Origin of the sequence: Arthrobacter sp. JUb119 (assembly GCF_024807995.1) — a bacterium.
In the GTDB taxonomy this organism is placed as follows: domain Bacteria; phylum Actinomycetota; class Actinomycetes; order Actinomycetales; family Micrococcaceae; genus Glutamicibacter.
The window spans coordinates 375,754-401,927 of the sequence record NZ_JANUFE010000001.1; the positions used below are offsets into that span (position 1 = coordinate 375,754).

General features: G+C 58.1%; 19 protein-coding genes. 15 read left to right on the forward strand and 4 right to left on the reverse strand.

The annotated features are described in order from the left end of the window. Window positions 1–15: 15 nt before the first annotated feature. On the forward strand, window positions 16–1,188 hold the full coding sequence (locus M2368_RS01865; protein ID WP_426733988.1) for a winged helix-turn-helix domain-containing protein: 1,173 nt from the start codon (window positions 16–18) through the stop codon (window positions 1,186–1,188). A 133-nt stretch (window positions 1,189–1,321) separates the two neighbouring features. Beyond that, window positions 1,322–3,970, forward strand: coding sequence for a preprotein translocase subunit SecA (secA, locus tag M2368_RS01870; RefSeq protein ID WP_498723958.1), 2,649 nt, complete (start codon window positions 1,322–1,324; stop codon window positions 3,968–3,970). Here secA and M2368_RS01875 read toward each other — a convergent pair. Then, on the reverse strand, window positions 3,967–4,491 hold the full coding sequence (locus tag M2368_RS01875) for an Rv3235 family protein (RefSeq protein ID WP_426733993.1): 525 nt from the start codon (window positions 4,489–4,491) through the stop codon (window positions 3,967–3,969). The two genes, secA and M2368_RS01875, sit on opposite strands and share 4 nt — an antisense overlap. A gap of 40 nt (window positions 4,492–4,531) precedes the next feature. Continuing rightward, window positions 4,532–5,254, reverse strand: coding sequence for a hypothetical protein (locus M2368_RS01880; RefSeq protein ID WP_498723959.1), 723 nt, complete (start codon window positions 5,252–5,254; stop codon window positions 4,532–4,534). Between the two features lie 77 nt (window positions 5,255–5,331). Between M2368_RS01880 and M2368_RS01885 the strand changes: the two genes are divergently transcribed. From M2368_RS01885 to M2368_RS01905, 5 genes are all read left to right on the forward strand, one after another. Further along, entirely contained in the window at window positions 5,332–5,937 is a 606-nt protein-coding gene (locus M2368_RS01885) for a hypothetical protein (RefSeq protein WP_498723960.1), read from the forward strand. A 90-nt stretch (window positions 5,938–6,027) separates the two neighbouring features. Continuing rightward, window positions 6,028–6,693 (forward strand): CpaB family protein, encoded by a 666-nt coding sequence (locus tag M2368_RS01890; RefSeq protein WP_426733997.1) that lies wholly within the window; start codon window positions 6,028–6,030, stop codon window positions 6,691–6,693. Beyond that, window positions 6,690–7,937: a CpaE/TadZ family protein gene (locus M2368_RS01895; RefSeq protein WP_388022491.1), complete on the forward strand. Its 1,248-nt coding sequence runs from the start codon at window positions 6,690–6,692 to the stop codon at window positions 7,935–7,937. The genes M2368_RS01890 and M2368_RS01895 overlap by 4 nt, the downstream gene beginning before the upstream one ends. A 125-nt stretch (window positions 7,938–8,062) precedes the next feature. Next, window positions 8,063–12,856 carry an NAD-glutamate dehydrogenase gene (locus M2368_RS01900; RefSeq protein WP_332594668.1) on the forward strand — a complete coding sequence of 1,598 codons (4,794 nt, stop codon included), beginning with the start codon at window positions 8,063–8,065 and terminating at the stop codon, window positions 12,854–12,856. 9 nt (window positions 12,857–12,865) lie between these two features. Further along, window positions 12,866–14,353 carry a sensor histidine kinase gene (locus M2368_RS01905; protein WP_105656813.1) on the forward strand — a complete coding sequence of 496 codons (1,488 nt, stop codon included), beginning with the start codon at window positions 12,866–12,868 and terminating at the stop codon, window positions 14,351–14,353. A gap of 76 nt (window positions 14,354–14,429) precedes the next feature. On the opposite strand, the gene M2368_RS01910 is transcribed toward M2368_RS01905, so the two are convergent. Next, window positions 14,430–16,157, reverse strand: coding sequence for a LysM peptidoglycan-binding domain-containing protein (locus tag M2368_RS01910; RefSeq protein ID WP_426734001.1), 1,728 nt, complete (start codon window positions 16,155–16,157; stop codon window positions 14,430–14,432). 206 nt (window positions 16,158–16,363) lie between these two features. On the opposite strand from M2368_RS01910, the gene M2368_RS01915 reads away from it, so the two are divergent. Continuing rightward, window positions 16,364–16,717 carry an Rv2175c family DNA-binding protein gene (locus tag M2368_RS01915; protein ID WP_105656811.1) on the forward strand — a complete coding sequence of 118 codons (354 nt, stop codon included), beginning with the start codon at window positions 16,364–16,366 and terminating at the stop codon, window positions 16,715–16,717. 100 nt (window positions 16,718–16,817) lie between these two features. On the opposite strand, the gene M2368_RS01920 is transcribed toward M2368_RS01915, so the two are convergent. After that, the gene (locus tag M2368_RS01920) at window positions 16,818–17,924 is read right to left on the reverse strand and encodes a polyprenyl synthetase family protein (protein ID WP_332485974.1); all 1,107 of its coding nucleotides are present in this window, start codon (window positions 17,922–17,924) and stop codon (window positions 16,818–16,820) included. 162 nt (window positions 17,925–18,086) lie between these two features. On the opposite strand from M2368_RS01920, the gene dinB reads away from it, so the two are divergent. The 7 genes from dinB (at window position 18,087) to M2368_RS01955 (ending at window position 26,172) form a co-directional block, all read left to right on the forward strand. Further along, window positions 18,087–19,253 carry a DNA polymerase IV gene (gene dinB / locus M2368_RS01925; protein WP_426734003.1) on the forward strand — a complete coding sequence of 389 codons (1,167 nt, stop codon included), beginning with the start codon at window positions 18,087–18,089 and terminating at the stop codon, window positions 19,251–19,253. A gap of 143 nt (window positions 19,254–19,396) precedes the next feature. Further along, on the forward strand, window positions 19,397–19,819 hold the full coding sequence (locus M2368_RS01930; protein WP_448938095.1) for an SCO2097 family morphological protein: 423 nt from the start codon (window positions 19,397–19,399) through the stop codon (window positions 19,817–19,819). Window positions 19,820–20,348: 529 nt separating this feature from the next. Beyond that, window positions 20,349–20,762: a division/cell wall cluster transcriptional repressor MraZ gene (gene mraZ / locus M2368_RS01935; RefSeq protein ID WP_038990697.1), complete on the forward strand. Its 414-nt coding sequence runs from the start codon at window positions 20,349–20,351 to the stop codon at window positions 20,760–20,762. A gap of 170 nt (window positions 20,763–20,932) precedes the next feature. Further along, window positions 20,933–21,925 carry a 16S rRNA (cytosine(1402)-N(4))-methyltransferase RsmH gene (gene rsmH / locus M2368_RS01940; protein ID WP_181148802.1) on the forward strand — a complete coding sequence of 331 codons (993 nt, stop codon included), beginning with the start codon at window positions 20,933–20,935 and terminating at the stop codon, window positions 21,923–21,925. Window position 21,926: 1 nt separating this feature from the next. Further along, window positions 21,927–22,697, forward strand: a complete 771-nt coding sequence (gene ftsL, locus M2368_RS01945) for a cell division protein FtsL (RefSeq protein ID WP_105656806.1) — start codon at window positions 21,927–21,929, stop codon at window positions 22,695–22,697. Window positions 22,698–22,771: 74 nt separating this feature from the next. Further along, a complete protein-coding gene (locus M2368_RS01950; protein ID WP_332485975.1) occupies window positions 22,772–24,586 on the forward strand; it encodes a peptidoglycan D,D-transpeptidase FtsI family protein in 1,815 nt (604 codons plus the stop codon). Beyond that, a complete protein-coding gene (locus M2368_RS01955) occupies window positions 24,580–26,172 on the forward strand; it encodes a UDP-N-acetylmuramoyl-L-alanyl-D-glutamate--2,6-diaminopimelate ligase (RefSeq protein WP_426734006.1) in 1,593 nt (530 codons plus the stop codon). The genes M2368_RS01950 and M2368_RS01955 overlap by 7 nt, the downstream gene beginning before the upstream one ends. Window positions 26,173–26,174: the final 2 nt, after the last annotated feature.

The window sequence follows — 26,174 nt, forward strand, 5'->3', positions numbered from 1 at the left end:
GGAGCCACAACTAGCGTGGGCGGCCAACGCATTCTCAGTCTCAAGCAGGCACGAAGAATCGCGTTGGCCGCCCAAGGCCTGTCCAAGGGCAGGAAAGTACAACCCGTCACCGCGCGGAAAATCGTCAGCGCTATCGGCAGTATCGCGCAATTGCAGATTGACTCGGTGAACGTCGTTCGCAGGGCCCATTACATGCCGATGTTCGCCCGGCTCGGCGCCTATGACACCAAGGTGCTGGACCAGCTTCTGGCCAAACCGCTCAGCCCTATCACCGAATATTGGGCCCATGAGGCCTCGGTGGTCAGCTCGGAACTCATTCAAGACCTGCGGGTATGGCAGCGCCGAACCTGGATCGATAAATCAGATGGGTTCTCCGCCGAACAGCATGACCTCTCGGATCGCGTCCTTGAATACCTGTCCAATAATCCAGGCTCCAGCGCCCGGCAAATCAGCCAGGCTTTGGACGTCGCCCCGGTCGGGGAGAAAAAGCATTGGGGGTGGAATTGGAATGACACCAAGTTCGTCACCGAGTCCCTTTTCGCCCAAGCCAAGATCTTGACGCTGGGACGCAACTCCCAGTTTGAACGCCGTTACGCACTAGCCGCGGATGTGGTGGGCAGGCAACAGGAACTCGATGCGGCGCAGCGGCACGAGGCCCTCGCCCGGCTGGTTGTCCGGGCCATGGATGCCCTTGGCATCGCCACCGCTCACTGCGTCGCAGAGTATTTCCGTCTTCCGGTGCGCGCGGCCAAAGAAGAGCTCGCCCAGCAGACACGTGCTGGTCTCATCGAAGAAGTACAGGTTGCCGGCATTGCCGAGCCTTGCTATTTGCAGGCCGGCACCAAGATTCCGCGCAGGATCGATCCTGACCTGCGTTTGCTGTCACCTTTTGATTCGATGGTTTTCAATCGCCGCCGGCTGGAGAAGTTCTTCGGGTTCGAATACCGCATCGAAATCTACGTGCCGGAAAATCAGCGCCGCTACGGCTACTACGTTTTCCCGATGCTTTTCGGCGAAGAGTTCGTGGGCCGAGTGGATCTGAAAGCTGACCGGGCCAGGTCGGTGCTGCACGCAAAGCAGGTGCATTACGAGCCGGGTGTCGACGCCAGTGTCGAGGCTGGATTGCGAGCCGAGCTGGATCGCATGGCGCGCTGGCTGGAACTTGAACGAGTGGAAATCGGGCTGTGAAGGGCCTGTTGATCAAATCGCTGTTCGCTATAAGAACAGCGCAAATGGGATTGAAATAGCCAGATGTGCTGTTTTCCTCACGTAGACTGAAGACGCCAGAAATTACTGTGCTTGAGATATTGGGAGCTACCACGTGGCATCATTGCTAGAACGTATTTTGCGTACCGGCGACAAGAAGATTCTGAAGACTCTTCGTAAGTACGCCGACACGACCAATACGTTGGAAGTCGAAATTCGCGAACTTTCGGACGAAGAGCTCAAGGGTGAAACCGACAAGTTCCGCGAACGTTTGGCTAACGGTGAGACGTTGGATGACTTGCTCCCAGAAGCTTTTGCGGTGGTCCGCGAAGCCTCGGACCGGGTCCTTGGCATGCGCCACTTCGATGTCCAGCTCATGGGCGGTGCTGCCCTGCATCTGGGAAACATCGCTGAAATGCGTACCGGTGAAGGCAAGACCCTGGTCGCTACCGCACCGGCTTACCTGAACGCGTTGACCGGTGACGGCGTGCACGTGGTGACAACCAACGACTTCCTCGCCCAGTACCAGTCGGATCTGATGGGTCGCGTCTTCCGCTTCCTCGGTCTGACCTGCGGCTGCATTCTCTCCAGTCAGAAGCCTGCCGAGCGGCGCAAGCAGTATGAAGCCGATATCACCTACGGCACGAACAACGAGTTCGGATTCGACTACCTGCGCGACAACATGGCGTGGAGCAAGGACGAGCTGGTCCAGCGCGGACACAACTTCGTCATCGTCGATGAGGTCGACTCGATCCTGATCGATGAGGCGCGTACCCCGCTGATCATTTCCGGACAGGCTTCGGGAGATGTGAACCGCTGGTACACCGAATTCTCCAAGATCGTCTCGCGACTGAAGCGTGAAGACGATTACGAGGTCGACGAAAAGAAGCGCACCATCGGCGTGCTGGAGTCGGGCATCGAAAAGGTCGAGGACTACCTGGGCATCGATAACCTCTACGAAGCGAACAACACCCCGCTGATCGGCTTCCTGAACAGCGCCATCAAGGCCAAGGAACTGTTCAAGAAGGACAAGGACTACGTCGTTGTCAACGGCGAAGTCATGATCGTTGACGAGCATACCGGCCGTGCACTGGCTGGCCGCCGCTACTCCGAGGGCATGCACCAGGCCATCGAGGCCAAGGAAAACGTTGAGATCAAGGCCGAGAACCAGACTCTGGCCACCGTGACCTTGCAGAACTACTTCCGCATGTACGCCAAGATCTCGGGCATGACCGGTACGGCGCAGACCGAGGCCGCGGAATTCATGGGTACCTACAAGCTGGGCGTGGTGGAGATTCCTACCAATAAGCCAGCAATCCGCATGGACCAGTCGGACTACATCTACAAGAATGAAGTCGCCAAGTTCAATGCTGTGGTTGAGGACATTGCCGAGCGCCATGCGACGGGACAGCCGATCCTGGTGGGCACCACCAGCGTGGAAAAGAGCGAATACCTCTCCCGGCTGCTCTCCAAGAAGGGCATCCGCCACGAGGTGCTCAACGCCAAGCAGCACGCTCGCGAAGCTGCCGTGGTCGCGATGGCCGGCCGCAAGAACGCGGTGACCGTTTCTACCAACATGGCCGGCCGCGGTACCGACATCATGCTCGGCGGCAACGCTGAGTTCCTGGCCGTGGCCGAGATGGAGCGCCGTGGCCTGGATGCGGAGAACAACCCGGAAGAGTACAACACGGTCTGGGATGAAGTCTTTGACAAGGCGAAGGAAACCGTCGCCAACGAATCGAAGGAAGTTGCGGCGCTCGGCGGCCTGTACGTGCTGGGCACCGAACGGCACGAATCACGCCGCATCGATAACCAGCTGCGTGGTCGCTCCGGCCGCCAGGGCGACCCGGGCGAATCGCGTTTCTACCTGTCGATGACCGATGACCTGATGCGCCGGTTCAACTCCGGGATGGCCGAGCGCATCATGAACAACCCGTCGATGCCAGATGACGTGGCGCTGGAATCCAAGATGGTTTCGCGCGCCATTGAGTCCGCCCAGGCACAGGTGGAAGGCGTCAACGCCGAGCAGCGCAAGAATGTGCTGAAATACGATGACGTGATGAACCGCCAGCGTGAAGCGATCTACGCTGACCGCCGTTCCATCCTGGAAGGCGACGACCTCGAAGAGAAGGTCGGCCACTTCCTGGAAGATGTCGTCAAGGCAATGGTCCTGGAAGCGACCCAGGTCGGCGATCCGGACGATTGGGAGCTCAAGTCGTTGTGGACCAACCTCAAGCAGCTGTACCCGATCGGCATCACCATCGATGAAGTTCTCGAAGAGGCCGGCGGAGTGGGGCACCTCTCCGCGCAGTTCCTGGAACGCGAAATCCTCTCGGATGCCCAGTACCAGTACGAAGAGCGGGAAAAGCTTGTTGGTTCTTCCACCATGCGCGATCTGGAGCGCCGTGTAGTGCTCTCGACCATCGGTCGCAAGTGGCAGGAGCACCTGTACGAGATGGATTACCTCAAGGAAGGAATCGGACTGCGTGCCATGGCCCAGCGCGACCCGCTAGTGGAATACCAGCGTGAAGGCTACACCATGTTCCAGACCATGATGGAGGGCATCCGCGAGGAAAGCATCGGAACCCTCTTCAACTTGGAGATCCCCACCGGAGCTGAAGCAGTTGCCGCGCCAGCGGTCGACGAATCGGCGAAGCCGAAGAACCTGCAGTTCACCGGCCCGGATGAAGATGGCGAAGCCAGCACCACTCGCGCCCAGGCAACGTCGAGCAAGAAGAAGAACAAGAAGGCCAAGCGCAGCTAGATTAGCTCCACATCGGTCACCTGCCACCGTCCGTGCCAGGGCTGAATTTTCAGAGCCACGGCACGGACGCGGTATTTAAAGCCCAAGATGACGGTGCATTCCCAAGAACCTGATATGCACCGGTCCAGGTGCAATGAGATGATCTGCCCGTGTGCCGTGCCCGGCAGCGGCTCGAGCGTGTAGCACTGGGTCTCCAGGAGGGCCCGGCGCCGGAGCTTGGCAATGCAAGAGGGCTCCATCACGAATGCCAGCTGATTCACGGTGCGGTACCCAGCCACGATTTCGAAGACCGCGCGGGCTACTGCATGCGAAATCTCAACGATGGCCCGGTGCTCGCTGCGGTAGACAGCAGAGCGATGGAAGATATTGTCCATTGCCCGACGCAGGTGAGCCGGAGCCTGGCATGGATCGGCAGCCGAGGTGGCGCCAGCCGGGTTCGGGTCTGGGAGGTTGGCTGCGTAGATGTCCGGTTGATAGTAGCCGGTGTTGGCGCTACGGGGGCTGATGGCGATGGTGCTCATGATGACTCCTAGTTGGGCGTGGGGAAGTTCTTGAATGCGCTTAGCTGGCTGGTGGTAGTTCAAGTACCGTTCCAACTCGCAGCAGGTCCGGGTCGGTGCCGATGGACTTCTTGTTGCGTTGATAGATCTTTGGCCAATAGGCAGAAATTTCTTCCACGGTGGCCTGGGTACCTAGATGATCTGCCGCTATGGTCCACAGATTCTGCCCTTCAGCGACGACAACTTCTGTGCGTTGCACCGAACGTTGGCCTGGATTCCTGGCCCCGGGGGATACCAGTGGGCTCAGGGGAACGCTCATGGATTCGGGGAACCATTGCGGGCTCGGTACGGAGTTTTGCTGCGGGCCTGCATGGCTGGCTAGTTCTTGGCTGGCGTTTTCCGCCGGGACCTGTGCCAGGGAAACTGCCAGTGGTTCACCCGCGTAGGCTGCAGCGACTGAAGAGAGGGCAATCGAGGTTCCAAGCATTGAGCCTAGAATTCTCCTGCTCAGTGCGGGGGCGATTCGTTCGAAGAACCGCGCTAGCTTCGGCTTGCGGTGGGTGAACGCCCAGCGGATCATCTGGGCCAAGGCCACGCGCAGCAAGTACAGCGTAAGTAACGCCAGGAACGAAAGGCTGACGAGAAGCCTTATGTGGTCCGCTGTGGCGCGCCCATCGACTGGGGACCGGAAGTAATCAGATATCCACTGGATTCCCACATAGATAATGACCAATGACGCTGCCGAAAAGAGCAGCAGCACGAATATTTGCCGTTGGCGAGACACCCGAATCACTTCCTTGAATGAATTTTGATGTCATTTGATGTTGTTTGATGTTTATAGTGACACTTAGAGTTCGTTTTGTGAATAGGGTTACGCAAAAATGTTTATTCTCGTACAGTGGGCGCATGCGGTGGGATTCACTCTTCGACGACTTGGAGGCTCAGCTAGCAGAACAGAGCCGGGCGCAGCTGCGTGAAGAAATTGCCGAAAACATCAGGGTTGAACGGGCAACTGCCGAACTGCTGCCTACTCTGATGCGGTTCTACGGACACGAATTGAGCCTCCGGCTGGCCGGGGGAACCGAACTCCGCGCCAAGCTCGGCCCTTGCGCGACCGATTACATCTGCCTGGAAACAGAGCAGGCCCAATGGGTGATCCGCAGTGGAGCGATTGAATCCTTTGCCCTTCCGCCGAGGCGCGCACCTGCGGTGGAACGGCGGGCGCCGGGCCGCTCGGTGAAGTTTTCCTCGGTTCTGCGGGGATTGCTCCGGGACCGCGCACGATGCCATGTTTTTGGCCGTGCGGGCAGCTCCATGGCTGAAGGAACTCTGACTCAGGTAGCCAAGGATTTTTTGATTATTCTGGTGCATCCTCGCGATGAATTCGCCAGAGCCCAGCAGGCCTCAACGCAACTGCTGATTCCACTGGATGCTATCGGATGGGTCGAAGCGATCACTCTTTCGTGATCCACAAGTGCACGCAAGGTCTTTCCAGCAGGACCAAGTTGTCGTAGGCTCACCATCCATAAGCACCTATGCTGGCGGAAGGTCAAAGCCGTGATCACAGAACAGATCGCCCAGGACGCGCGGACAACCTCGGCCTCGCGTGTGCGACGGCCTAGTTGGAAGGACCCACGCCTGGCTCTCGGCGCGGTGCTCGTAGTCGCTTCGGTCGCGGGAACCGTGTACCTGGTCGGCGAATTGCATCAGACGTCCACGGTGTATGTCGCCAGCACCAATATCACCCTCGGAGAAAAGCTGACCAGCGAGAACATGAAAACTCAAGAAGTCCAGCTTGGCGAAACTCTCGAGAACTACCTGCACACAGATGCGCAGCTCGGCCAGGACGCCCGAGCGAACACCTTTATCAGCGAAGGGCAGCTGATTCCAGTCACCTCGATAATGCACAGTGAAGTGGGATCGCGCAGGCCGGTCAATGTCGATCTTCCGGCAGACCTTTCTTCGTCGATTACCCCCGGTAGCTTCGTTGACGTATGGATTGCCAAACGCGAAACCAGCGGCAGCACCTACGGAGTCCCGGAAAAGCTCTCCTCCATGGTCGAAGTCGCCGCACGCGTTGAAAGCGGCGGGGGACTGGTGGGAACCCAAGGCACCAACCTGGAACTGCTGTTGGAACCGAATCAGCTTGAACCGCTGCTTCAAGCGCTGGCCAACGAATCGAGAATTATCGTCGTCTACAACCCGGCCGGGACCGAACAATGAGTATTTCGGTCGTAGTGCTCGGAGACCAGGAGAAAATCGTCCGGCAAATCGAAGGGTACCGCGGGGAACTGATGGTCACCCGCGTCTGCTCCGGCATAGCCGAAGCCATTGCCGCTTGCGATACCGGAATGGCTGATGTGCTGATCGTTGCCGACGCCCAGCTGGTGCCGCCCATGGAACAACTTGATGCGTTGCTGATGCGCCAGACAGCGGTTGTCCTGTTCTTTGACCGGCCCGAAGACTGGAAGCCATTGCCTGATGTGCTTCATCTGCCTGCGGATTCCGGCATGGCCGAGCTGGAAGGACGCATCAGGGGCGTAGTTCAGTCATTGAATCATTCTGGAACCGACGGAACGCTCGCGGTTCCCGAACCGGAGGACGACTCTACGGGCCGGAACGGAAGGATCGTCAGCTTCTGGAGCGCCCCTGGATCTCCCGGGCGCAGTACCGTCGCGCTGAATTATGCGGTGGAAACGGCGGCAGCAGGAAAAACCGTGGTGCTTCTGGACGCAGATACCTACGCCGCCAGCATCGCCATTCAATTGGGGCTCATGGACGAATCGGCATCCATCGCGCAGTTGTGCCGTGCCATCGACGCCGGCTCGTTGGATGTTGCCCGACTCAACGCTGCATGTTCCTTGGTCCAGGTCGGGGAGGCGACCATGCGCGTGGCGACCGGAATCCCGCGTGCTAGCCGGTGGCCCGAGGTCCGGGCCTCGGCGCTGCGGCGAGCGGCCATGCTGCTCAAAGTTCACTACGACCTGGTCGTATTGGATTTGGCTCCGTACATTGAATTGGACGAACAGCTCAGTTTCGATACCCAAGCACCACAGCGAAACGCTGTCACCGTCGAGATGCTCCAGTGCTCCGATGAGCTTTTCATGATCGTGCGTGCCGACAGCTTGGGAATTCCGCGTGCACTTCGCGCCATCGACGAATTGGAGGATGCACTGCCCGGGCTGAATCCGAAAATCGTCTTCAACCGCGTGGGAGCCAGCAGTACCGGGCGCAGCCCGAAGCGCAGGTTGATTGAAGCGTGGGACCGGTTTGGGCCGACGCACCAAATCGCAGGGTATCTGCCCGAGGACAACGCCGCGTGCAACGCGGCAGTGCTGGGAGGAAGCCCATTGCTCGAAATCGCACCTCGGTGCCTATTGCGTATGGAAATACGGTCTTTGGCCGGCATAAATTCCACGGATTCACCCAAGAAATGGAATAGTCGTCGATTTCGCTCCGAAGCTTGAACCCCAGAGGTGAAAACCGAGTAATGTGGGTAAAACTAGAGATCCGCAAAGGCGCGGGTTGATCGAACTTTGTTCTTGGAGGCGTTCTTTTGAACTCGTCGGAATCCAGCATGTCAGAATCATTCATGGATGAGACACTCACCTCGAAATTGGTGAGCGAGTACTATGGCCAAATTGCGACCGAAGACGTGGCGGCCTACCGGCCAGACGAACTCGAAGCTCGCGTGGCAGCACATCTGGAAATCGGGTATCAGCGTGATGCTGAAAACGCTAATGTCGCCATTACCCGCAACAACGGAATTTCAGTGGTCCACATCGTCACCGATGACATGCCATTCCTTGTTGATTCGGTAACTGCCGCACTAGTGCAGCTGAATTCACCAATTCAGCTGGTAGTGCATCCGACGTTCGTTGTCTCCCGCAAGACCGAGACCGGCGAAATTTCAAAGATCAGCCATGCTGGTCTGCAGCATGTTGCCAGCGGTGACACCGCTGCGCTCTCGGATTTGAGCACCCTGATTTCGGCCGGTGCAGAAACCCGCATCGAATCGTGGATTTCAGTCGAGCTCGCTCGCGAGCTCAGCGATGAGCAGGCCAAGGAATTTGTTGAGCGCCTCTATAGCGTTCTGGCAGATGTGCGTGTTGCAGTGAAGGACTGGCCGGCCATGCTGGACCGGGCCAAGGATATTGCGCAGAGCCTTCCGCAGACTCCGAAGGCTGAGGAAATCGCCGAGGTGCAGCAGGCATCGGAGCTGCTGGACTGGTTAGCTGACGGAAAGTTCACGTTCCTGGGCTACCGCGACTACTCGCTGGAAACCATCAACGGCGAAGACGTCCTGGTCGCCCGCCCAGGCAGCGGCTTGGGACTGATGCGCGATCTGGCGGACCAAGGTCCACAGCACCTGACCAAGCGCGGCCGCATCACCGCTCGCGACAAGCGAGCGCTGATCGTGACCAAGGCGAACTCCCGTTCCACCGTTCACCGTGGCGTGTACCTGGACTATGTCGGAGTCAAGAGCTTCGATGCCAATGGCGAAGTCAACGGCGAACGCCGTTTCATCGGCCTCTTCTCCTCCAGTGTTTACACCTCGAGCGTGAAGACCGTCCCGCTGGTACGCGAAAAGGTTGAAGCGGTGCTGAAGCGCACCGGCTTCGCGCCTGATTCCCACTCGGGCAAGGACATCACCACTATTCTGGAAAGCTACCCACGCGATGAGATGTTCCAGATCTCCGTCGATGAGTTGACCAAGATTGCCCTCGGTATCCTGCGCCTGCAGGAACGCCGCCGCACCTCGGTCTTCCTTCGCAAGGACGACTACGGCCGCTTCGTCACTGCCATGGTGTTCCTGCCACGTGATCGTTTCTCCACCGCAGTGCGCCTGCGGGTGGAGCAGGAGCTGCAGCGCAGCTTCAACGCAGAATCCGTTGAATATGAAGCGCAGCTGGGTGCGGGCGCGCTCGTTCGCTTGTTCTACCGGCTGCGCCTGCAACGCCACGGACTGGCCCCCGTGGTTGACCGCAAGGCACTGGAGAATCGTATTGCCAAGGCCGTGCGCTCCTGGTCTGACGCCATCGTTGACACCGCCCGCGCGCGCCTGGAACTGGGCGATGCCAACACGCTGTCCAACGCTTGGGCCGAAGCTTTCCCGGCTTCCTACAAGGTGCAGTTCGAAATCGAAGATGCGCTGAAGGATATTGACCTGCTCACCGAGTTGAGCAGTCCAGAAGTCGATGGCCCGGTTGTCTCCTTCTACGATGACGAGAAGCAGGATGAGGATTCTGCTGTTTCCAAGCGCATGAAGATCTATGTGACCAAGCCGCTGCTGCTCTCGCGCATACTGCCAGTTCTGCAGCATCTGGGTCTTGAAGTCGTCGATGAACGCCCCTACGAGCTGAATCCAGAAGGAATCGGCGAACGCTACATCTACGACATGGGCCTGAAGATCGATGAGGAGATCAACTTCCAGGCCGTGGAAGCCAAGCTGGCTGAGGCCTACTGCGCAGTGGTCCGCAACCTCGCCGAATCCGACAGCCTTAACGCACTGGTGCTGCACGAGGGACTCACGTGGGAGGAAGTCTCGATGCTTCGTGCCTACGCCCACTACCTGCTGCAGCTCGGGGTTCCGAACTCCACTGGCTTCATCGCCAGCACCCTGGTTGGCAACCCGTCAGTCACCCACGCCATTGTGGAGCTGTTCCAGGCCACCTTCGACCCGCAGCTGAGCTCCGTGGCTTCGGAAGCTGCTCGGCAGAAGGCGCACGCAAAGGTCGCCGAAGCGCTGGAATCCGTGCCAACGTTGGATGCCGACACCTTGCTGCGCCGTTTCGTGAAGGTGATCGAAGCGACCAAACGCACCAACTACTTCACCACCCACCAGGCACTGGCATTCAAGCTGGCCCCGGAAGAGATCGATTTCGCGCCATTCCCGCGTCCGAAGCACGAACTGTGGGTCTACTCGCCGCGTGTTGAGGGTACCCACTTCCGCTTCGGCGCCGTGGCCCGTGGTGGCCTGCGCTGGTCCGATCGCCGAGAAGATTTCCGTACGGAAGTGCTGGGTCTGGTCAAGGCCCAGATGGTCAAGAACTCCGTCATCGTGCCAACTGGTGCCAAGGGCGGTTTCTACGCCAAGCAGCTTCCCAATCCAGCTCTCGACCGCGGTGCATGGATGGAAGAAGGCAAGGGCGCGTACAAGGTCTTCATCCGCACCCTGCTGGAGCTGACCGACAACATGGTTACCGACGAAAACGGTGAGCACATCGAAGCCCCTGCCAACGTGGTTCGTCGCGATGGCGATGATTCCTACCTGGTGGTCGCTGCCGACAAGGGCACCGCGAGCTTCTCCGATATCGCCAACTCGATCTCGGCCGACAAGGGCCACTGGCTGGGCGATGCCTTCGCTTCGGGCGGCTCGGTGGGCTACGACCACAAGGGCATGGGCATCACCGCACGCGGCGCCTGGGAATCGGTGAAGCGCCACTTCTTCGAGCTGGGCATCGACACCCAGAAGGACGAATTCACCGCCGTCGGCGTGGGCGATATGTCCGGAGACGTGTTCGGCAACGGTTTGCGCCGTACCCCCACCGTGAAGCTGGTGGCGGCCTTCGACCACCGTGATATCTTCCTGGATCCGAACCCGAATCCCCAGGTCGCCTTTGACGAGCGCCAGCGCCTGTATGATCTGCCACGCTCCAGCTGGGCAGACTACAACAAGGAGCTGCTCTCGGCCGGAGGCGGGGTGTACTCGCGCAGCCTCAAGTCCGTGCCGGTTAGCGCCGAGGTCCGCGAGGTCCTGGGCTTGGACGCCGGCACCACCAAGTTGAGCCCTAACGAACTGCTCAAGGCCATCCTCTCAGCGCCAGTGGACCTGCTCTACAACGGCGGTATTGGTACCTACGTGAAGTCAGCGGCTGAAACCCACGGCCAGGTCGGCGACCGAGCCAACGACGCCATCCGCGTCGACGGTGCAGATCTGCGCGTGAAAGTTGTTGGCGAAGGCGGCAACTTGGGCATGACCCAGCTGGGCCGTATTGAGGCAGCCCGCAAGGGCGTCCTGCTGAACACCGATGCCATTGACAACTCTGCTGGCGTGGACACTTCTGACCGCGAAGTGAACATCAAGATTTTCGTGGACCGCCAGATCAAGGCGGGCAATCTCACCGAGGCTGAACGCACGGAGTTCCTGCTCTCGATGACCGATAACATCGGTGATCTGGTGCTGACGACCAACTTCGAACAGAACGTGTTGCTGCTCAATGAGAAGCATGCGGCACTGACCTGGACACCAGCGTACGAGCGCCTGATGCAGTGGCTGGAAGCCCATGCTGACTTGAACCGTGGCTTGGAGTTCTTGCCAAACGCGGATCAGCTGGAAGAGCGCCGCGCCGCTGGCGAGGCGATGACCACCCCAGAGCTCTCGGTGCTGGCCGCATACGCGAAGATCCAGCTGGCGAACGCGCTGACCGAATCCGATCTCGCCGATGATCCGTACTTCACCCGGACCCTGCGCCGCTACTTCCCAACCAAGTTGGTAGAGCGTTTCGGGGATCAGCTCGAAAGCCATCCGTTGCGCCGCGAAATCATCGCGACCGTGATCGCCAACGACATCGTGAACATGGGCGGCATCACCTACGTCTTCCGTGCCATGGAAGAGACCAGTGCCAGCGAAGTCCAGATTGCCAAGGTCTTCTGCGCGCTGCGTGAGATCTACGGGTTCGACCGCCAGTTCGATGCGATCAATGCACAGCCTGCCGGAACCGATCTGGAACACTGGGGCCGCCAGCACCACGACATGCGCCGCCTGCTGGACCGTGCCACCCGCTGGTTCATCAACCGCGTCGATCAGGAACTGCTGGTCACCGAAGCGGTCAAACGCTACGAAGCGACGGTTACCGAACTGCGTGAGGCCCTGCCAACCTTGGTTCGGGGCACTGACCTCCAGAGATTCCAGGAGTGGCGTGAAGAGGCCATGGACCAGGGGATCCCGGAGCGTCGTGCCAGCATGTGGGCGACTCAGTTCGAATCCTACGCGCTGCTGGACGTGGCAGAATATGTGCACCGCACCGGGACCGCTCCGGTCAAGGTCGCAGAAACCTACTACGTGCTCTACGACTTGTTCGATGTGGACAGCCTGCTGAATCGCATCACCAACCTTCCTCGCTCGGATCGTTGGCAGGCGCTGGCTCGTGCCGCAATGCGCGATGACCTGTACACCACGATCATCGACCTGACCGGCAACATCCTGGATGCCCACGGCGATATTGCTGACCCGGCAGAGCGTGTTGCTGCATGGGAAGAGGCAAACGCGGCTAACCTTGATCGTGCGAAGACTATGTTCGCGGAAGTGAACAGCCTGGAACGAGACGACATGGCTTCACTTTCCGTGGCACTTCGCCTCTTGCGTTCCATCGTCCGAAGGTAAATACCGCCAATGGCCCTCATCACCGAAGAATTACGTCAACGTGCTGCACTAGCGCCCGGTGATGAGGATTGGCTCCACCTCCTGGTGGGGGACTGGCAACTGGTCTCGGATCTAGCATTCGCAGACCTGGTGCTCTGGTTCCCCACCGGGGACGGTTCCTATACGGCTTTGGCACACGTGCGCCCTTCCACCTCGCATACCGCCTTCCATAGCGACTTCGTGGGAGAACGGATCCGCAAGGATCTGCGCATCATGGTGGACCGCGCTTGGGAAACCAAGCAAGTACAACGCTCGGCCGAACAAGCCGGCAAAGATATCATCATGGGGTTGACCACGGTGCAGGCGATTCCGCTAGTGCGCCAGAACCAACCGGTTGCGGTCATCACTTCCCACTTCGATCCGAACCAGTCCCGCACACCCAGCAATCTGGAATTGGTCTACCGGCAAAGCGCTGATGACCTGTTGCAGATGGGTACCCAAGGGCTGTGGCCGGACTTCGCCAGCCCTACCGGCTCCCGCCGTGGCGCGCCGCGCGTCGGTGATGGTTTCATCCGGCTCAACGTTGATGGAGCCGTCGAATTCGCCAGCCCGAACGCTGTTTCAGCTTTCCGCCGATTAGGCGCAGCTGATGTCCTCCAGGGCCAGCCACTGGCTGATCTGACGATGGCACTGGTCAGCGACCGTCGTGTAGTCGACGAAACTCTTCCGCTGGTGCTCCAGGGCAAGATGCCATGGCGTACCGAGGTGGAACATCGCGGAGTCACCCTCTCCCTGCGTGCCATTCCGCTGCGCAACGAATCAAAGCGCTGGGGCGCACTGGTGCTGTGCCGCGATGTGTCCGAACTGCGCCGTCGCGAAAAAGAACTGGTCACCAAGGACGCTACGATCCGTGAAATCCATCATCGCGTGAAGAACAACTTGCAGACTGTCGCGGCGCTGTTGCGCATGCAATCGCGCAGGATGAGCTCAGAGGACGGCAAGCAGGGCCTGGAGCAGGCAATGCGACGAGTCTCCACTATCGCTTCGGTCCACGACTTCCTGTCCAAGGGCCTGAACGAAACCGTCAAATTTGATGATCTGATGGATCGCCAGTTCCGTCTGATCGTGGAAATCGCTTCTCCGGAGCAAAGGGTATCCACGCGTCGTGAAGGCGAATTCGGCATGCTTGACGCTGATTTGGCGACACCGTTGTCACTGGTGATCAATGAGCTGGTGACTAATGCCGTGGAACATGGACTAGCGCATCGCAACGGTGAAGTCGCGCTGGTTGCCGAACGCTACAAGGGTGCCGATAGCAAGGATTGGCTACGGGTTGTCATTGAAGATGACGGCCACGGGTTGCCAGAAGAGCCACGCCGCGAGGGACTTGGGCTGCAAATCGTCCGCACTCTGGTTACCAGCGAACTATCGGGTGAAATCCGTTGGGTACAGAGCGAGAAGGGCGGGACCAAGGTGGTAATCGACATGCCATTGGATCTTGACCACCGTACAGGCTAGAAGCAGCCTGATCAGCTGCAACAAAAAAGAGGCGCTTCCAACACACCGTGTTGGAAGCGCCTCTCCTTTTGGCTATTTAGCGGTAATTCTTCATGTGAGCCTTGATGCTGGCTACATAATGCTTGGTGTCTTCGTACATGCCGTTGTTACGAACACCGGCCAGACCCTGGTAGTACGATGCGATTGCGTTGTCCAGGTTGTCGGTGTTGTCCAAATTGTAGGCAATTACTGCGACACCAGCGACAACGTTATCCCGTGGGTTCAGGACGTTCAGGTCCTGGCCAATGACCGATGCGATCCAGTCACCGGTGCTTGGCAGTACCTGCATGGCGCCAACGGCGTTAGCAGGGGAGACCGCACGCATGTTGAAGCCAGACTCCTGGTACGCGTGAGCCAACGCCAGAGCCGGGTCGACGCCCATGCTCTTTGCAGTGGAACGGATGAGGTCCTGCATCTCGCCGCGGCTCGGGACGCTGATCGAGTCAAGGTAGTCCTTGTTCGAGTTAGCATCTCGCACAACGTGATCTGCGTAGGTACGACCAGCGAAGCTATTGCCGATCTTCTGCTTCTTGACCTGACCCGACGGTGCAACCGAGGAGCCCGAAACCTTCAGCTTGGCGCCGATCTTCAATGGCGTGCTCGAGCTGTACTCGGGGTTCAAGTCCAGCAAGGTGGCCAGCTTCATGTCGTGGCTGGTCGCGATGCCACTGAGAGTATCGCCGGACTTCACGGAGTAGGTCGACGTCTTGGCCTTGGCCTTGGGCGCAGCAGTGCTCTTCGGCGAGGAACTCGAAGACGACGTGCCACCCGAGACCTTGATCTTGCTGCCTGGGAAGATCGGCTTGCTGGCAGAGATGTCATTGGTCTTCAACAGATCGGACAAGCTCATGCCGTGCTTGGCCGCAATGCCGCTGAGCGTGTCACCGGACTTGACGGTGTAGCTTGAAGAACCGGAGGAGGAGGAGGAGGACTTCTTCTGGGAGGACTTCGACGAAGAGCCAGAGGACGAAGAACCCTTGACCTTGATCTTGTCGCCAGGGAAGATCACCTTGCTGGCCGAGATATCGTTCTTGCTAAGGAGCGAAGACAAGCTCATATTGTGCTTGATGGCGATGCTTCCGAGGGTGTCACCGTTCTTCACAGTGTAGGTTGAAGAACCCGACGAAGAAGAAGTTTTCTTCGTCTGCGTCGTATTGCTGGAGCTCGACGCCGAACCCTTGACCTTCAGCTTATTGCCGGGGAAGATTACCTTGCTTGCAGAGATGTCATTCTTCTTCAACAGATCAGACAAGCTCATGTCGTGCTTGCTCGCAATGCCGCTGAGGGTGTCACCGTTCTTGACGGTGTAAGTGGCGGTACTTGAAGATGACGAGCTCGAAGACTTGCCCTTGGAGCTGTTCTTCAAAGCATGACCGGAGACCTTGAGTGTCTTGCCGGCGACGATTGAATCATTCTTAAGATTATTGAGCTTCTTCAGCTCTGACACGGTTGTGTCATATTCCCGAGCGATGCTCCATAGGGACGCACCTGCCGGGATCTTGATTTCGGAAACATCTCGTTTAGCTGGCAATCCCAGCGTAGATACTCGCGAAGCGATCAGGTGGGCCTTGATCTGGTCTTCAGCGACCTTGAGGGTCTCCGGAGTTACCGACTTGGCAAAGCTTCCTGAGGTGTTGGGAACAGTCATCGGTGCTGCCTGCGCTGCGGGAGCTAAGGCGAGGCTGCCAATGACCGCAGCGGGAATGGCCGCGCCTGCTACAACGCCTAACGCATGCTTGGAAGCATGTTTGGATTCGTGGGGCATGGAGTCAATCCTCATTTATACGGTGAAAATAACGGGCTTTGCTCCGCAGGTAACAGAGGGGAAGTGGTTCCCCATGTTGACTGTGATGCAATTGTTATCAAAGTGATACAAGAAAATTTACACTACTCCTGTGACTCATGGGAACTGCTGAGGTGAGTTTCATCCAAATTTCTGCGCGGATCAGGAATTTGTGGGAACCTTAAGGAGTGAAGGAAACCGTAGATCTCGTCGGCCAGTGGCTGACCCTGCCCGATGTGGCTGAAGAATTAGATGTAGATATTCGCCGCGTGCACCGACTGCTGGATGAGCGTGCCATTGTTTCGTTGAGAATTGGCGCTCGCAATGTCCGTTCGATCCCTGCAGATTTTCTCCAAGACGGAGTAGTGGTGGAAAGCCTGAAGGGCACTCTTTCGGTACTCTTGGATGCCGGCTTCTCCGATGAGGAATCGGTTATTTGGCTGTTCACCGAGGATGAATCGCTGCCCGGCACTCCAATGAATGCTCTGCGCACCGGACGTAAAACTGAAATCCGTCGGCGGGCGCAGGCCATGGGCTGGTAATGGCCCGGACGAACTAGCCTTAGTAATAACAAAAGGTCTCAACCGTATTCCATATCGCATGGATGGTTGAGACCTTTCGTTATGTCTTAGTAACGAATCGCTATTTACTTCTCTTTGTCACTGCATCACTGAGCTGCTGCATTCCCGCTAAGGCGAGGGGCGTGACGTGCAATGCGTTCAGGGCGAGATCTGATTGGGTGGTCAACTCACTAATGCTCTGCTCGGTGGCCGCCAGGGCGCCGCTATCGCGCAGAATACCGCTTAGTCTCAACACTTCTTCTTCGCTGAGATCCACTGCGCCGAGGCGACTCTGAATGAAGTCCTGTTCGTCAGAAGTTGATAGCAAGAGGGCGTGGGCAATCAATTCCGTGCGCTTGCCTTCTTGCAAATCGCCGCCGGTCGGCTTCCCTGTGACTGCTGGATCGCCAAACACGCCCAGAACATCGTCACGTAGCTGGAATGCCTCACCCAGCGGAAGCGCGAATGCGGAGTAGCGCTCCATAAGAGCCTCGCTGGCGCCGGCCAACGCGCCGCCAAGCAAGAAAGGGTTTTCAGTGGAGTATTTGGCTGACTTGAAGCGCACGATAGTGCGAGCTCGCTTGACCGCTTCCTTCGGATCGTAGGCGGGGCCCGCAGACTCTTCTAGAACATCAAGATACTGCCCGGCCATCACCTGGGTGCGCATCTGATTGAAGATGGTACGCGCCCGAGCGTTGAGGGAAGCAATACCTGAGAAAACTTCCTCGCTCAACGACAGGCATAGGTCGCCGGTAAGGATTGCGCTGGCCATGCCGTAGCTCGCTGCGCTCCCCGCAAGCCCAAGTTCTCGGTGCTGGGCCTCGAAGCGCTTGTGAACGCTCGGCTGACCGCGTCGTGTATCGGAATTGTCGATGATGTCGTCATGAATCAGCGCGGCTCCTTGGAAGAGTTCCAAGGCCACCCCGAGTTGGACGATGTCGCGTTCGTCGGGCCGACCACCTGCACCGAGGTAACCCCAGAAAGCGAACAGGGCGCGAAGCCGCTTGCCGCCACGAGTCAGTGACGTGATCGCATTGACGATTTCGACGGCGCTGCTAGTAATCTGACCAACTTCAACGCTTTTCGCAGCCAGGAATTCTTCCAATAACTGAGCAACGTCAGAAGTGTAGGTACGGCTCAAGCTCTGGGCTTCAGTGTTGAGGTCCGGCACAGAATCAGGCATCGACATGCAAAATCATTTCTACGGGTAAACAACTAGTGGTTAGCAACAACTCTACCGGTGATTCCCGCCCGGCGAAGAAGGCACCCAAAGTACACGGGGTGCAAACGGAATCCGAATATACATTCGAGTAAGCTGGTGGTGCAGCCGAACGAGGGGAGAGGAATTGAAATGGTGGATCGTGCAATCCTCCATGTCGATATGGACGCCTTCTTTGTTTCAGTGGAACTCCGGGACCGCCCCGACCTAGTAGGCAAGCCAGTTATTGTAGGCCACCGTTCAGGCCGGAGCGTGGTGCTCTCTGCGTCTTATGACTGCCGAGCTCGCGGGATCCATTCGGCGATGCCGATGAGCCAAGCCATCCCGCTGCTACCACAAGCTACCGTGATCGAGCCGAGCCATCACAAGTACTCGCAAGCCTCGGCCCAGATCATGGCGTACTTCCGCACATTGACGCCTCTGGTTGAGCAAGTCAGTGTCGACGAAGCGTTCCTAGACGTTACTGGAAGCATGCGCATGCTTGGCGGGCCAGTGCAGATCGCTCAGCAGATCCGCGAATATATACGCAAAGAAATGGGACTGCCGGCCAGCGTGGGCATTGCAAGGAATAAATTCGTTGCGAAACTCGCTTCGACGTACGCCAAGCCTGACGGCATGGCGGTAGTTGCACCCGAGCGAACCGAAGAATTCCTGCACGAATTACCCGTGTCGAAAATGTGGGGCGTGGGAAAACGAACCGCTAGTCAGCTTCACTCCTTGGGGATTGAGACCGTGGGGCAACTCGCTGGCGAGCCAGAAGCAAGATTGATTAGCCGGTTGGGGGAACACGGCCGCGCCCTTTATTTGCTCTCGCGGGGGATCGATAACCGTCCGGTGGAGGTTAACCGGGATGAGAAGAGCATTTCATCGGAACATACCTTTGCGGTGGATATCACCGATCCCCAGGTGCTTGAGGGCGAACTTTTGCGGCTGAGCCATAAGGTCGGTCAACGGCTGCGGCGGCACGGCAAATCAGCCAACGGTGTTGGGCTCAAGATCAAGTACAAGGACTTTTCTGGAATTACGCGTTCGAAGGCGCTCGCAGCTGCGACAGATTCTTCAACGAAAATTAGCGAGTCCGCGCTGGCCCTTCTGCGAAAATTGACCCCTATGCCGCAACCGGTCCGGCTGATCGGGGTGAAAGCTGAACGGTTGCAAGATTACGAGTTGGGTCTGCAATTTAGCTTGGACCCCCGCGAAGAGAAAGCCCGAGAAGCGGAACGCATCGCTGACCAGATCGGACAGAGATTCCCGCAGTCCATCGTGACCCCAGCACGTTTTCTGCGCCCCAAGGAATAAACACATTCTGTGTAGAACGTATGGATATCTGGACAGTGGGGAAGATCAACTAGCAGGGCGGGTGCAAAAGAGACTATCCTTGAATTAAGTTCGATCGAATCCAGGGAACTTTTCCCTTCGACCCGACGTTGAACTTGAAGACGGTGGACGACCGTCGAGATTGCCTTTGGAAGGAGAAGACGATGCCGCTATCGGAACACGAGCAGCGTTTGTTGGAGCAGTTGGAAAAGCAGCTGCATGAAGACCGTCGCTTCGCTTCGAGCATGAAAGGCCCATCGGGCACGGGACGTTTGTCGACCCGAAATATTGCTCTGGGTATCTTGCTGGTAATCGTCGGCCTAGCGGGACTCATCTTTGGAATCTCGCAGCACATCATCATCGTAGGCGTTCTCGGATTTGCGGTGATGTTCGCGGGTGTACTGCTTGCCCTGACTAAATCGGCTACTGGAAAAATTGGTCCGTCCAACGGAACGGGATCAAAATCTGCAGCCAAGAACAATTCGCAGTTCCTTTCCGGCCTGGAAGAAAAATGGAACCAGCGAAAGCGTGATCAGTCCGATAGCTGATCTGCATTGATATTGAGGTGTGACCCCTAGGGTTGCACCTCTTTTCTTGTTTAAGCCCCGCTTCTCACGTCCCTACGGTCACCGTGCACCTCATGCCGGGGCGCATGGGTTTCGTTCAATTCGGGAAGTTGGATGTCCTGGATATTCGGTGCGCCTATCTGAGGGCCGCGCGACTTTGCAAGTGATCTTGAATTCTCTGCAGATTCCAAGGTTCACGTCCACCTCGCCGGTCAGGCAGGCCCCCACTTCCCTCCCCAGGTTCCTCCACTTCCCACCACCGCGCCTAAAAATAGCTATATTCCGCGGATTTTGCGTGTGGAATCTCTGAAAAATACTGGATCATGCAGCGGGACGATTCCCATCCCTCCACCTGAACATAGGCTGAGCATCCGCTAGATTCAGGTGTTTTTTAAGTCCAGACCCTCGCGAAACCACTGAAATTGCATTGACAGTGGAGGGTAGTGGAGTAAAGTGGAGGCAAGTAGAGGAGAATGGGGCTTCTGGCCACTTCACGGGAAAGGTGGTGTGCATGTTCCTTGGAACTTACACACCGCGTCTTGATGAAAAAGGTCGGTTGATTCTTCCAGCTAAATATCGAGATGAGCTGTCCTATGGGCTGGTTCTCACTCGCGGCCAAGAGCGTTGCATATACGTTTTCAGCCAGCGGGAATTTGAGAAGCAGCACGAGCAGCTGGCGCAGGCATCCTTGACCTCCCGACGAGCACGCGACTATGCGCGTGTGTTCCTCTCAGGGGCCTCGGATGAAGTTCCAGATAAGCAGGGGCGCGTAACGATTCCGCAAGTGCTGCGCACTTATGGAGGCCTTGATCGGGAGGTCACAGTTATCGGTGCGGGTAACCGTATTGAAATCTGGGATTCGACCGCATGGCAGCAGTACTTGGATGAACAAGAAGACGTGTTCTCCGATACTGACGAAGATTAGGGCCTTGTGCCCTACACCGACAAAACACCACGTTTGTTGAGATGAGATCTCCAGCCACCTTGGGGTAGAAAATCGTCTGGCTTCACTTCCCCGGAGCCAGAAGGTTGGATCGCCACTTGGTTGGAGGGGGATCTGATCTCAACAGCAGATCGAAAGCGAAAGGGGGCGCAGTGCCAAATCAGGATTCCCAGCGACCAGCATCCGAACGCCACGTTCCAGTACTTCTGGACCGATGCGTTAATTTGCTAGCTCCAGGTATTGAGCGAGCCAATGCTGAAGGCCGTCGGGCAATTGTGGTTGACTGCACCCTCGGGATGGGTGGGCACTCCGAAGCCATCCTCAAGCGGTTCGACAATTTGCACCTGATCGGTCTAGACCGTGACGAGCAGGCTCACGAACTTGCCGGTGCACGGCTCGCCCCGTTCCAGGACCGCATCGACCTCGTGCACGCGGTGTATGACGAAATTGCGGATGTCGTAGAAGATCTGGGGTTCCCGGGGGTCGACGGCGTTCTGTTCGACCTTGGCGTTTCCTCGCTGCAGCTCGATGAGCGTGAACGGGGTTTCGCCTATTCGTATGATGCACCGCTGGACATGCGCATGGACACCTCTGTTGGCCCAACTGCCGAGGACCTGGTCAACGACTTGGAACGCGACGAACTGCTTCGAATTATTCGACAGTGGGGCGAAGAGAAGTTTGCTGGACGCATCTCGACGGCAATCGTCGAGGCACGCGCCAAGAGCCGCATCACTACCACTGCTGAACTAGTTGAAGTGATCCGCAGCGTTGTGCCCGCGGCGGCAGCTCGAAACCACGGACACCCGGCCAAGAGGACCTTCCAAGCATTGCGTATTGCAGTGAATGAGGAACTTGACGTCTTGGAACGTGCGATCCCGGCGGCAATGGGAGCTTTGAACGTCGGCGGAAGAGTCGTCGTGATGAGTTACCACTCCTTGGAAGACAAAATCACCAAGCGGCACTTCGTCCATGGATCTACCTCGTCGGCCCCTCCGGGATTCCCGGTGGAGCTGGACGAACACAAAGCTGAATACAAGGTGCTCACCAAGGGCACCGAGAAGCCAAGCGACCACGAAATAGCAGAAAATTCACGTGCAGCCTCAGCCCGCTTGCGAGCTGTGGAACGAGTGTTGAAGAGGAGCTAGCATGAGCCAACGAGCCCAGCGCCGCGTGCAGAAGACCGCAGCCGTGAACAACCAGCCTGTTGTCGACGGTAATACTGCGCGTGCAATGCGACCCGAGCCCGTCCCAGCTAGCAACCTGCCTAAAGGCGATTCGCGTCAGCGCGTAACTCTTTCGTTGGTTCCTAAGATGAACGAAACCAGCAAGCGCTCCATGTTCACCATGTCTGCGGTGCTCGTTGTCTTGGCATTCAGCGTGATCGTTACGCTGGTGCTGCTCAATACTTCTGTAGCTCAGCGGCAGTACGACATCGTGAACTTGCGTTCGCAAGAGCGTGCGCTTTCCCAAGAGAATCAGGCACTGCTGAAGGAGGCCCAGTCGTTGGCGGCGCCACAGGCACTGGCCGCCAAGGCAAAGGACCTCGGTTTGGTTTCGCCAGGTGCTCCAGGGCTGATCAGCCTGTCTGAGGGCAAGGTTGCCCAAGACGCTGAGAAGGCGGTCAAGGCAAAGAACAGCAAGCAGGAATACGGAACTATTCCGCTGCCGGGCGACAGCATCCGCAAGGGTGAAAGCAAAACTGAAGCCAACGCATCAAACACGCCGAAGACCACTGTGGGTAAAGCCTCAGCAGATTCACAGAAGGAGTCCGGTGCCACTGAAGGTTCCAAGGAACCAGAGGTGAAGCCGGAGAAAGCTGAACGTGAAGTTGCCAGTGATGGCCGCCCAGTGTTCAATGACGCTGAGCTTAACGGGGGCACGATCCCTGCACCAAGCATCAAATCCCCAGCAGAGTAGTTAGCCCTTTCTAAGCTAGATACAGGTGGCCTACGCTGCTGGAAAACCACGCTGAGGGAAAGTTAGGTTCTTTTGTGAGCTCGACGGCAATCGACACTGCGAAAAAGCGAATGCGCTTTGTGCTGCTCCTCTCCGTGGTTTTGCTGCTGGTGATCCTGGGCCGGCTGGTCTGGGTCCAGGGCATCAACTCGGCAACCATTGCCAATGCTGCACAGGAAAACCGCGAACGCGTTGAAAACATTGCGCCAAATCGAGGATCCATCGAAGACCGCAATGGCACCACCCTCGCCGTCTCAGTAGACCGCTATGATCTGGTCATCGACCAGCGCGAGCAGGGTGAGAACATTCGCCGTGCGAAGCGGGATGGAACCAATGGCCAGGAACGCATCACGTGGGACCAAGCCATTGACGAACTAGCCGATTCCCTTGACCAGGACCGTGAGGAACTTGCCACGAAGGTTCGCCCGCAGGGCGATGCCAAGCCCAAAGGGTACGTCATGCTCGCCAAGAGCGTGACCCCGGAAGTACGCAACGAAGTCCTCGAAATCGGTATTCCGCGACTTGCCTCATTGCTGCGCAGCGAACGCCAGTACCCGCAAGGCGTAATTGCAGGACCACTGCTGGGGTTCGTGCGCAACTCCGAAGACCAAACAGCCGTGGTGGGAGCCGAAGGCCTGGAACTGAGCCAGGAGGAACACCTGGCCGGTACGGCCGGCAGCCGCAAGTTCGAGATCAGCGCCGATGGCGTGCGCATTCCCGTCACCGAGGTCGAAGAAACCCCTGCAGTCGATGGCCAGGACGTCATCCTGACCATCGACTCGGACATCAACTACGTTGCCCAGCGTGCAGCAGAAAAGAAGCAAGCTCAGTTCAACGCTGAGTGGGTTTCCGTGGTCGTCATGAAAGCGGATACCGGCAAGATCCTCGCCATCGGCGACTCCGCTGAATTGGACCCGAATGATCCAGGCGCTACCAAGCCGGAGTTCCGCCGCTCCACCTCCATCACCCGTGCTTTCGAGCCAGGTTCCACCGGCAAGGCCGCGATCTTCGCGGCGGCCATCGACCAGGGCGGAGTGGATCCGCTGACCGAGATGCGTGTGCCGAATAAGAAGACGTTCACCAAGGAAACCATCAATGACTCGTTGGAACACCCAACGTACGACATGACGGTCTCGGGCATCTTCGCTCGTTCCTACAACACCGGCACCGTGATGGTCGGAAATACCATGAGCAAGCAGACCCGTTACGACTACATGCGTGCCTTCGGATTGGGTTCGCCCATCCGCGTCGGCTTGAATGGCGCTAGCGCTGGCCAATTGGCGCATCCCGATAATTGGGACCGCCGCCAGCAGTACACCACCATGTTCGGCCAGGGCTATTCGCAGACCGTGCTGCACACCGCTTCAATTTTCCAGTCCTTGGCCAACGGCGGCGTTCGCCTTTCGCCAAGCCTGATTGAGGGCTACCGCAACGAAGACGGTACCATCACCAAGATCCCCGCACCGGAAAAGAAGCGCGTGGTCAAGAAAAGCACCGCTGACGAAATGCTCAAGCTCATGGAATCGGTCGTTGACGACGGTACCGGCTACAAGGAGCGCATTCCCGGGTACCGCGTGGGCGGCAAGACCGGTACAGGCCAGGCGGCAAGCGCCAAGGGCTATGACGGATATACTTATTCCTTTGCAGGTGTCGCTCCCTTGGAAGATCCGCAGTTCGTCGTCGTGGCAACCATGTACAGGCCAAAGGGCAACTGGAAAGACTTCTCGGTAGCTGACACGTTTACCGATGTTATGAGCCATACTCTCAACACATTCAATGTGCCACCGAGCACGACAAAGTCAGAGGCGTATGACGTCTTTGTAGGTGAGGATCAGAAGAAATCTTGGTAGTCCAGAACCCCGACACTCCGCGTGAGCTAGAACGGTACCTACGCCCAGAGAGCATCGCCGGTCTTGGCTTCGACCAGCTCTGCGGCACAGCTGGCGCGGTGCGAACTGGAGCGCTGCTCAATGCCGCTCCGCAAATCCTCGGCGTCAGCCTCAACCCGCAGATCGTACAGAGCGGTGACGTCTTCCTGGGTATTTCCGGCGCCAAGCGCCACGGTGCCGAATTCGTGGAAACCGCCATCGGCAACGGTGCTGTCGCACTGATCACCGATACTGCAGGACTCGAATTCCTCAACGATGACCTCTCGATCCCGGTGGCCGTCGTTGCAGATGTACGCAAATCCGCAGCCGTGATCGCGCAGAGCGTCTACGGAACCGACCAGCGCAGCCCGAAGCTGTTCGCTGTCACCGGCACCAACGGCAAGACCACCACAACCTTCATGATCCGCGCGATCCTGGATGCGCTGGGTGAAGAAACCGGCCTGATCGGCACGATTGAGATGTCCGCCCGCGGGCAGATCATCCCCAGCGTGCTGACCACCCCGGAGTCCACCCAGCTGCACGGCGTGCTCTCGCGAATGGCGCAGCAGGAAGTCACGTCGGTGGCCATGGAGGTATCCAGCCACTCGCTGAGCTATGGCCGCGTTGATGCCCTGCGCTTTGCCGTTTCCGGTTACACCAACCTGACCCAGGACCACTTGGACCTGCACGGCACGATGGACGAGTACTTCGAAACCAAGGCCGAACTATTCACCGCGGAACGCTCCGAGCGCGCAGTGGTCATGGTAGACGATGAATACGGCCAGCGCCTGGCCGAGCGCGCCCTGGTGCCTACCGAGACCCTGAGCCTCGACGGCGAACACCCTTCGGCGCACTGGAGGGTTGCCGAACTGGCGCACTGCGGATTGGGCCACAGTTTCACCCTGGTGCACCGGGATGGACGCCAGCTGCGGACCCGGACCCTGCTTCCAGGCATGTTCAACGTCGCCAACGGAGCACTGGCGGCCTTGATGGTGCTGGCCGGCGGTGCGGACCTCGAAGCCCTGCAGCAGGCCTTGGACTCCAAGGATCCGCTGTCGGTCGCCGTTCCAGGGCGGATGCAGGTCGTAGCCGAATCTCCGGTAGCCGTAGTCGATTTCGCCCATAATTCGGATGCGCTGGCAAAGGCTTTGGATTCCGTCCGTCCGGGGGAGCAGGGACGCCGGATCGTCGTCTTCGGCGCCACCGGAGAGCGCGATAAGACCAAGCGCCCGGATATGGGAGCGGTGGCAGCCCGCCACGCGGATATCGTCATTGTGACCGACGACGACCCGCACAGCGAAGACCCGGCTCCGATCCGCGCCCAGGTTGCCGCCGGAGCACAGCAAGTTCTCGATTCCGAGCGTCCGCAGGTGCAGCTTCACAACATCGCGCCACGCGCCAAAGCCGTAGAGTTCGCTGTGAGTTTGGCCGAAGCCAACGACGCGATTCTCGTGGCCGGGCGGGGACATGAAGTCAGCCAAGACGTCGCGGGAATTGACGTGGAACTGGATGATCGAGTGGAACTAGCGAAAGCACTGAATCTTCATGGATTTGTGACCAATTCCTAGAA

Bases quoted from the DNA above. Each gene is read 5' to 3' on its own strand.
- M2368_RS01875 (WP_426733993.1), bottom strand. From the start codon at position 4,491: ATGAGCACCATCGCCATCAGCCCCCGTAGCGCCAACACCGGCTACTAT.
- M2368_RS01895 (WP_388022491.1), top strand. From the start codon at position 6,690: ATGAGTATTTCGGTCGTAGTGCTCGGAGACCAGGAGAAAATCGTCCGG.
- M2368_RS01900 (WP_332594668.1), top strand. From the start codon at position 8,063: ATGGATGAGACACTCACCTCGAAATTGGTGAGCGAGTACTATGGCCAA.
- M2368_RS01905 (WP_105656813.1), top strand. From the start codon at position 12,866: ATGGCCCTCATCACCGAAGAATTACGTCAACGTGCTGCACTAGCGCCC.
- M2368_RS01910 (WP_426734001.1), bottom strand. From the start codon at position 16,157: ATGCCCCACGAATCCAAACATGCTTCCAAGCATGCGTTAGGCGTTGTA.
- M2368_RS01920 (WP_332485974.1), bottom strand. From the start codon at position 17,924: ATGTCGATGCCTGATTCTGTGCCGGACCTCAACACTGAAGCCCAGAGC.
- dinB (WP_426734003.1), top strand. From the start codon at position 18,087: ATGGTGGATCGTGCAATCCTCCATGTCGATATGGACGCCTTCTTTGTT.
- mraZ (WP_038990697.1), top strand. From the start codon at position 20,349: ATGTTCCTTGGAACTTACACACCGCGTCTTGATGAAAAAGGTCGGTTG.
- ftsL (WP_105656806.1), top strand. From the start codon at position 21,927: ATGAGCCAACGAGCCCAGCGCCGCGTGCAGAAGACCGCAGCCGTGAAC.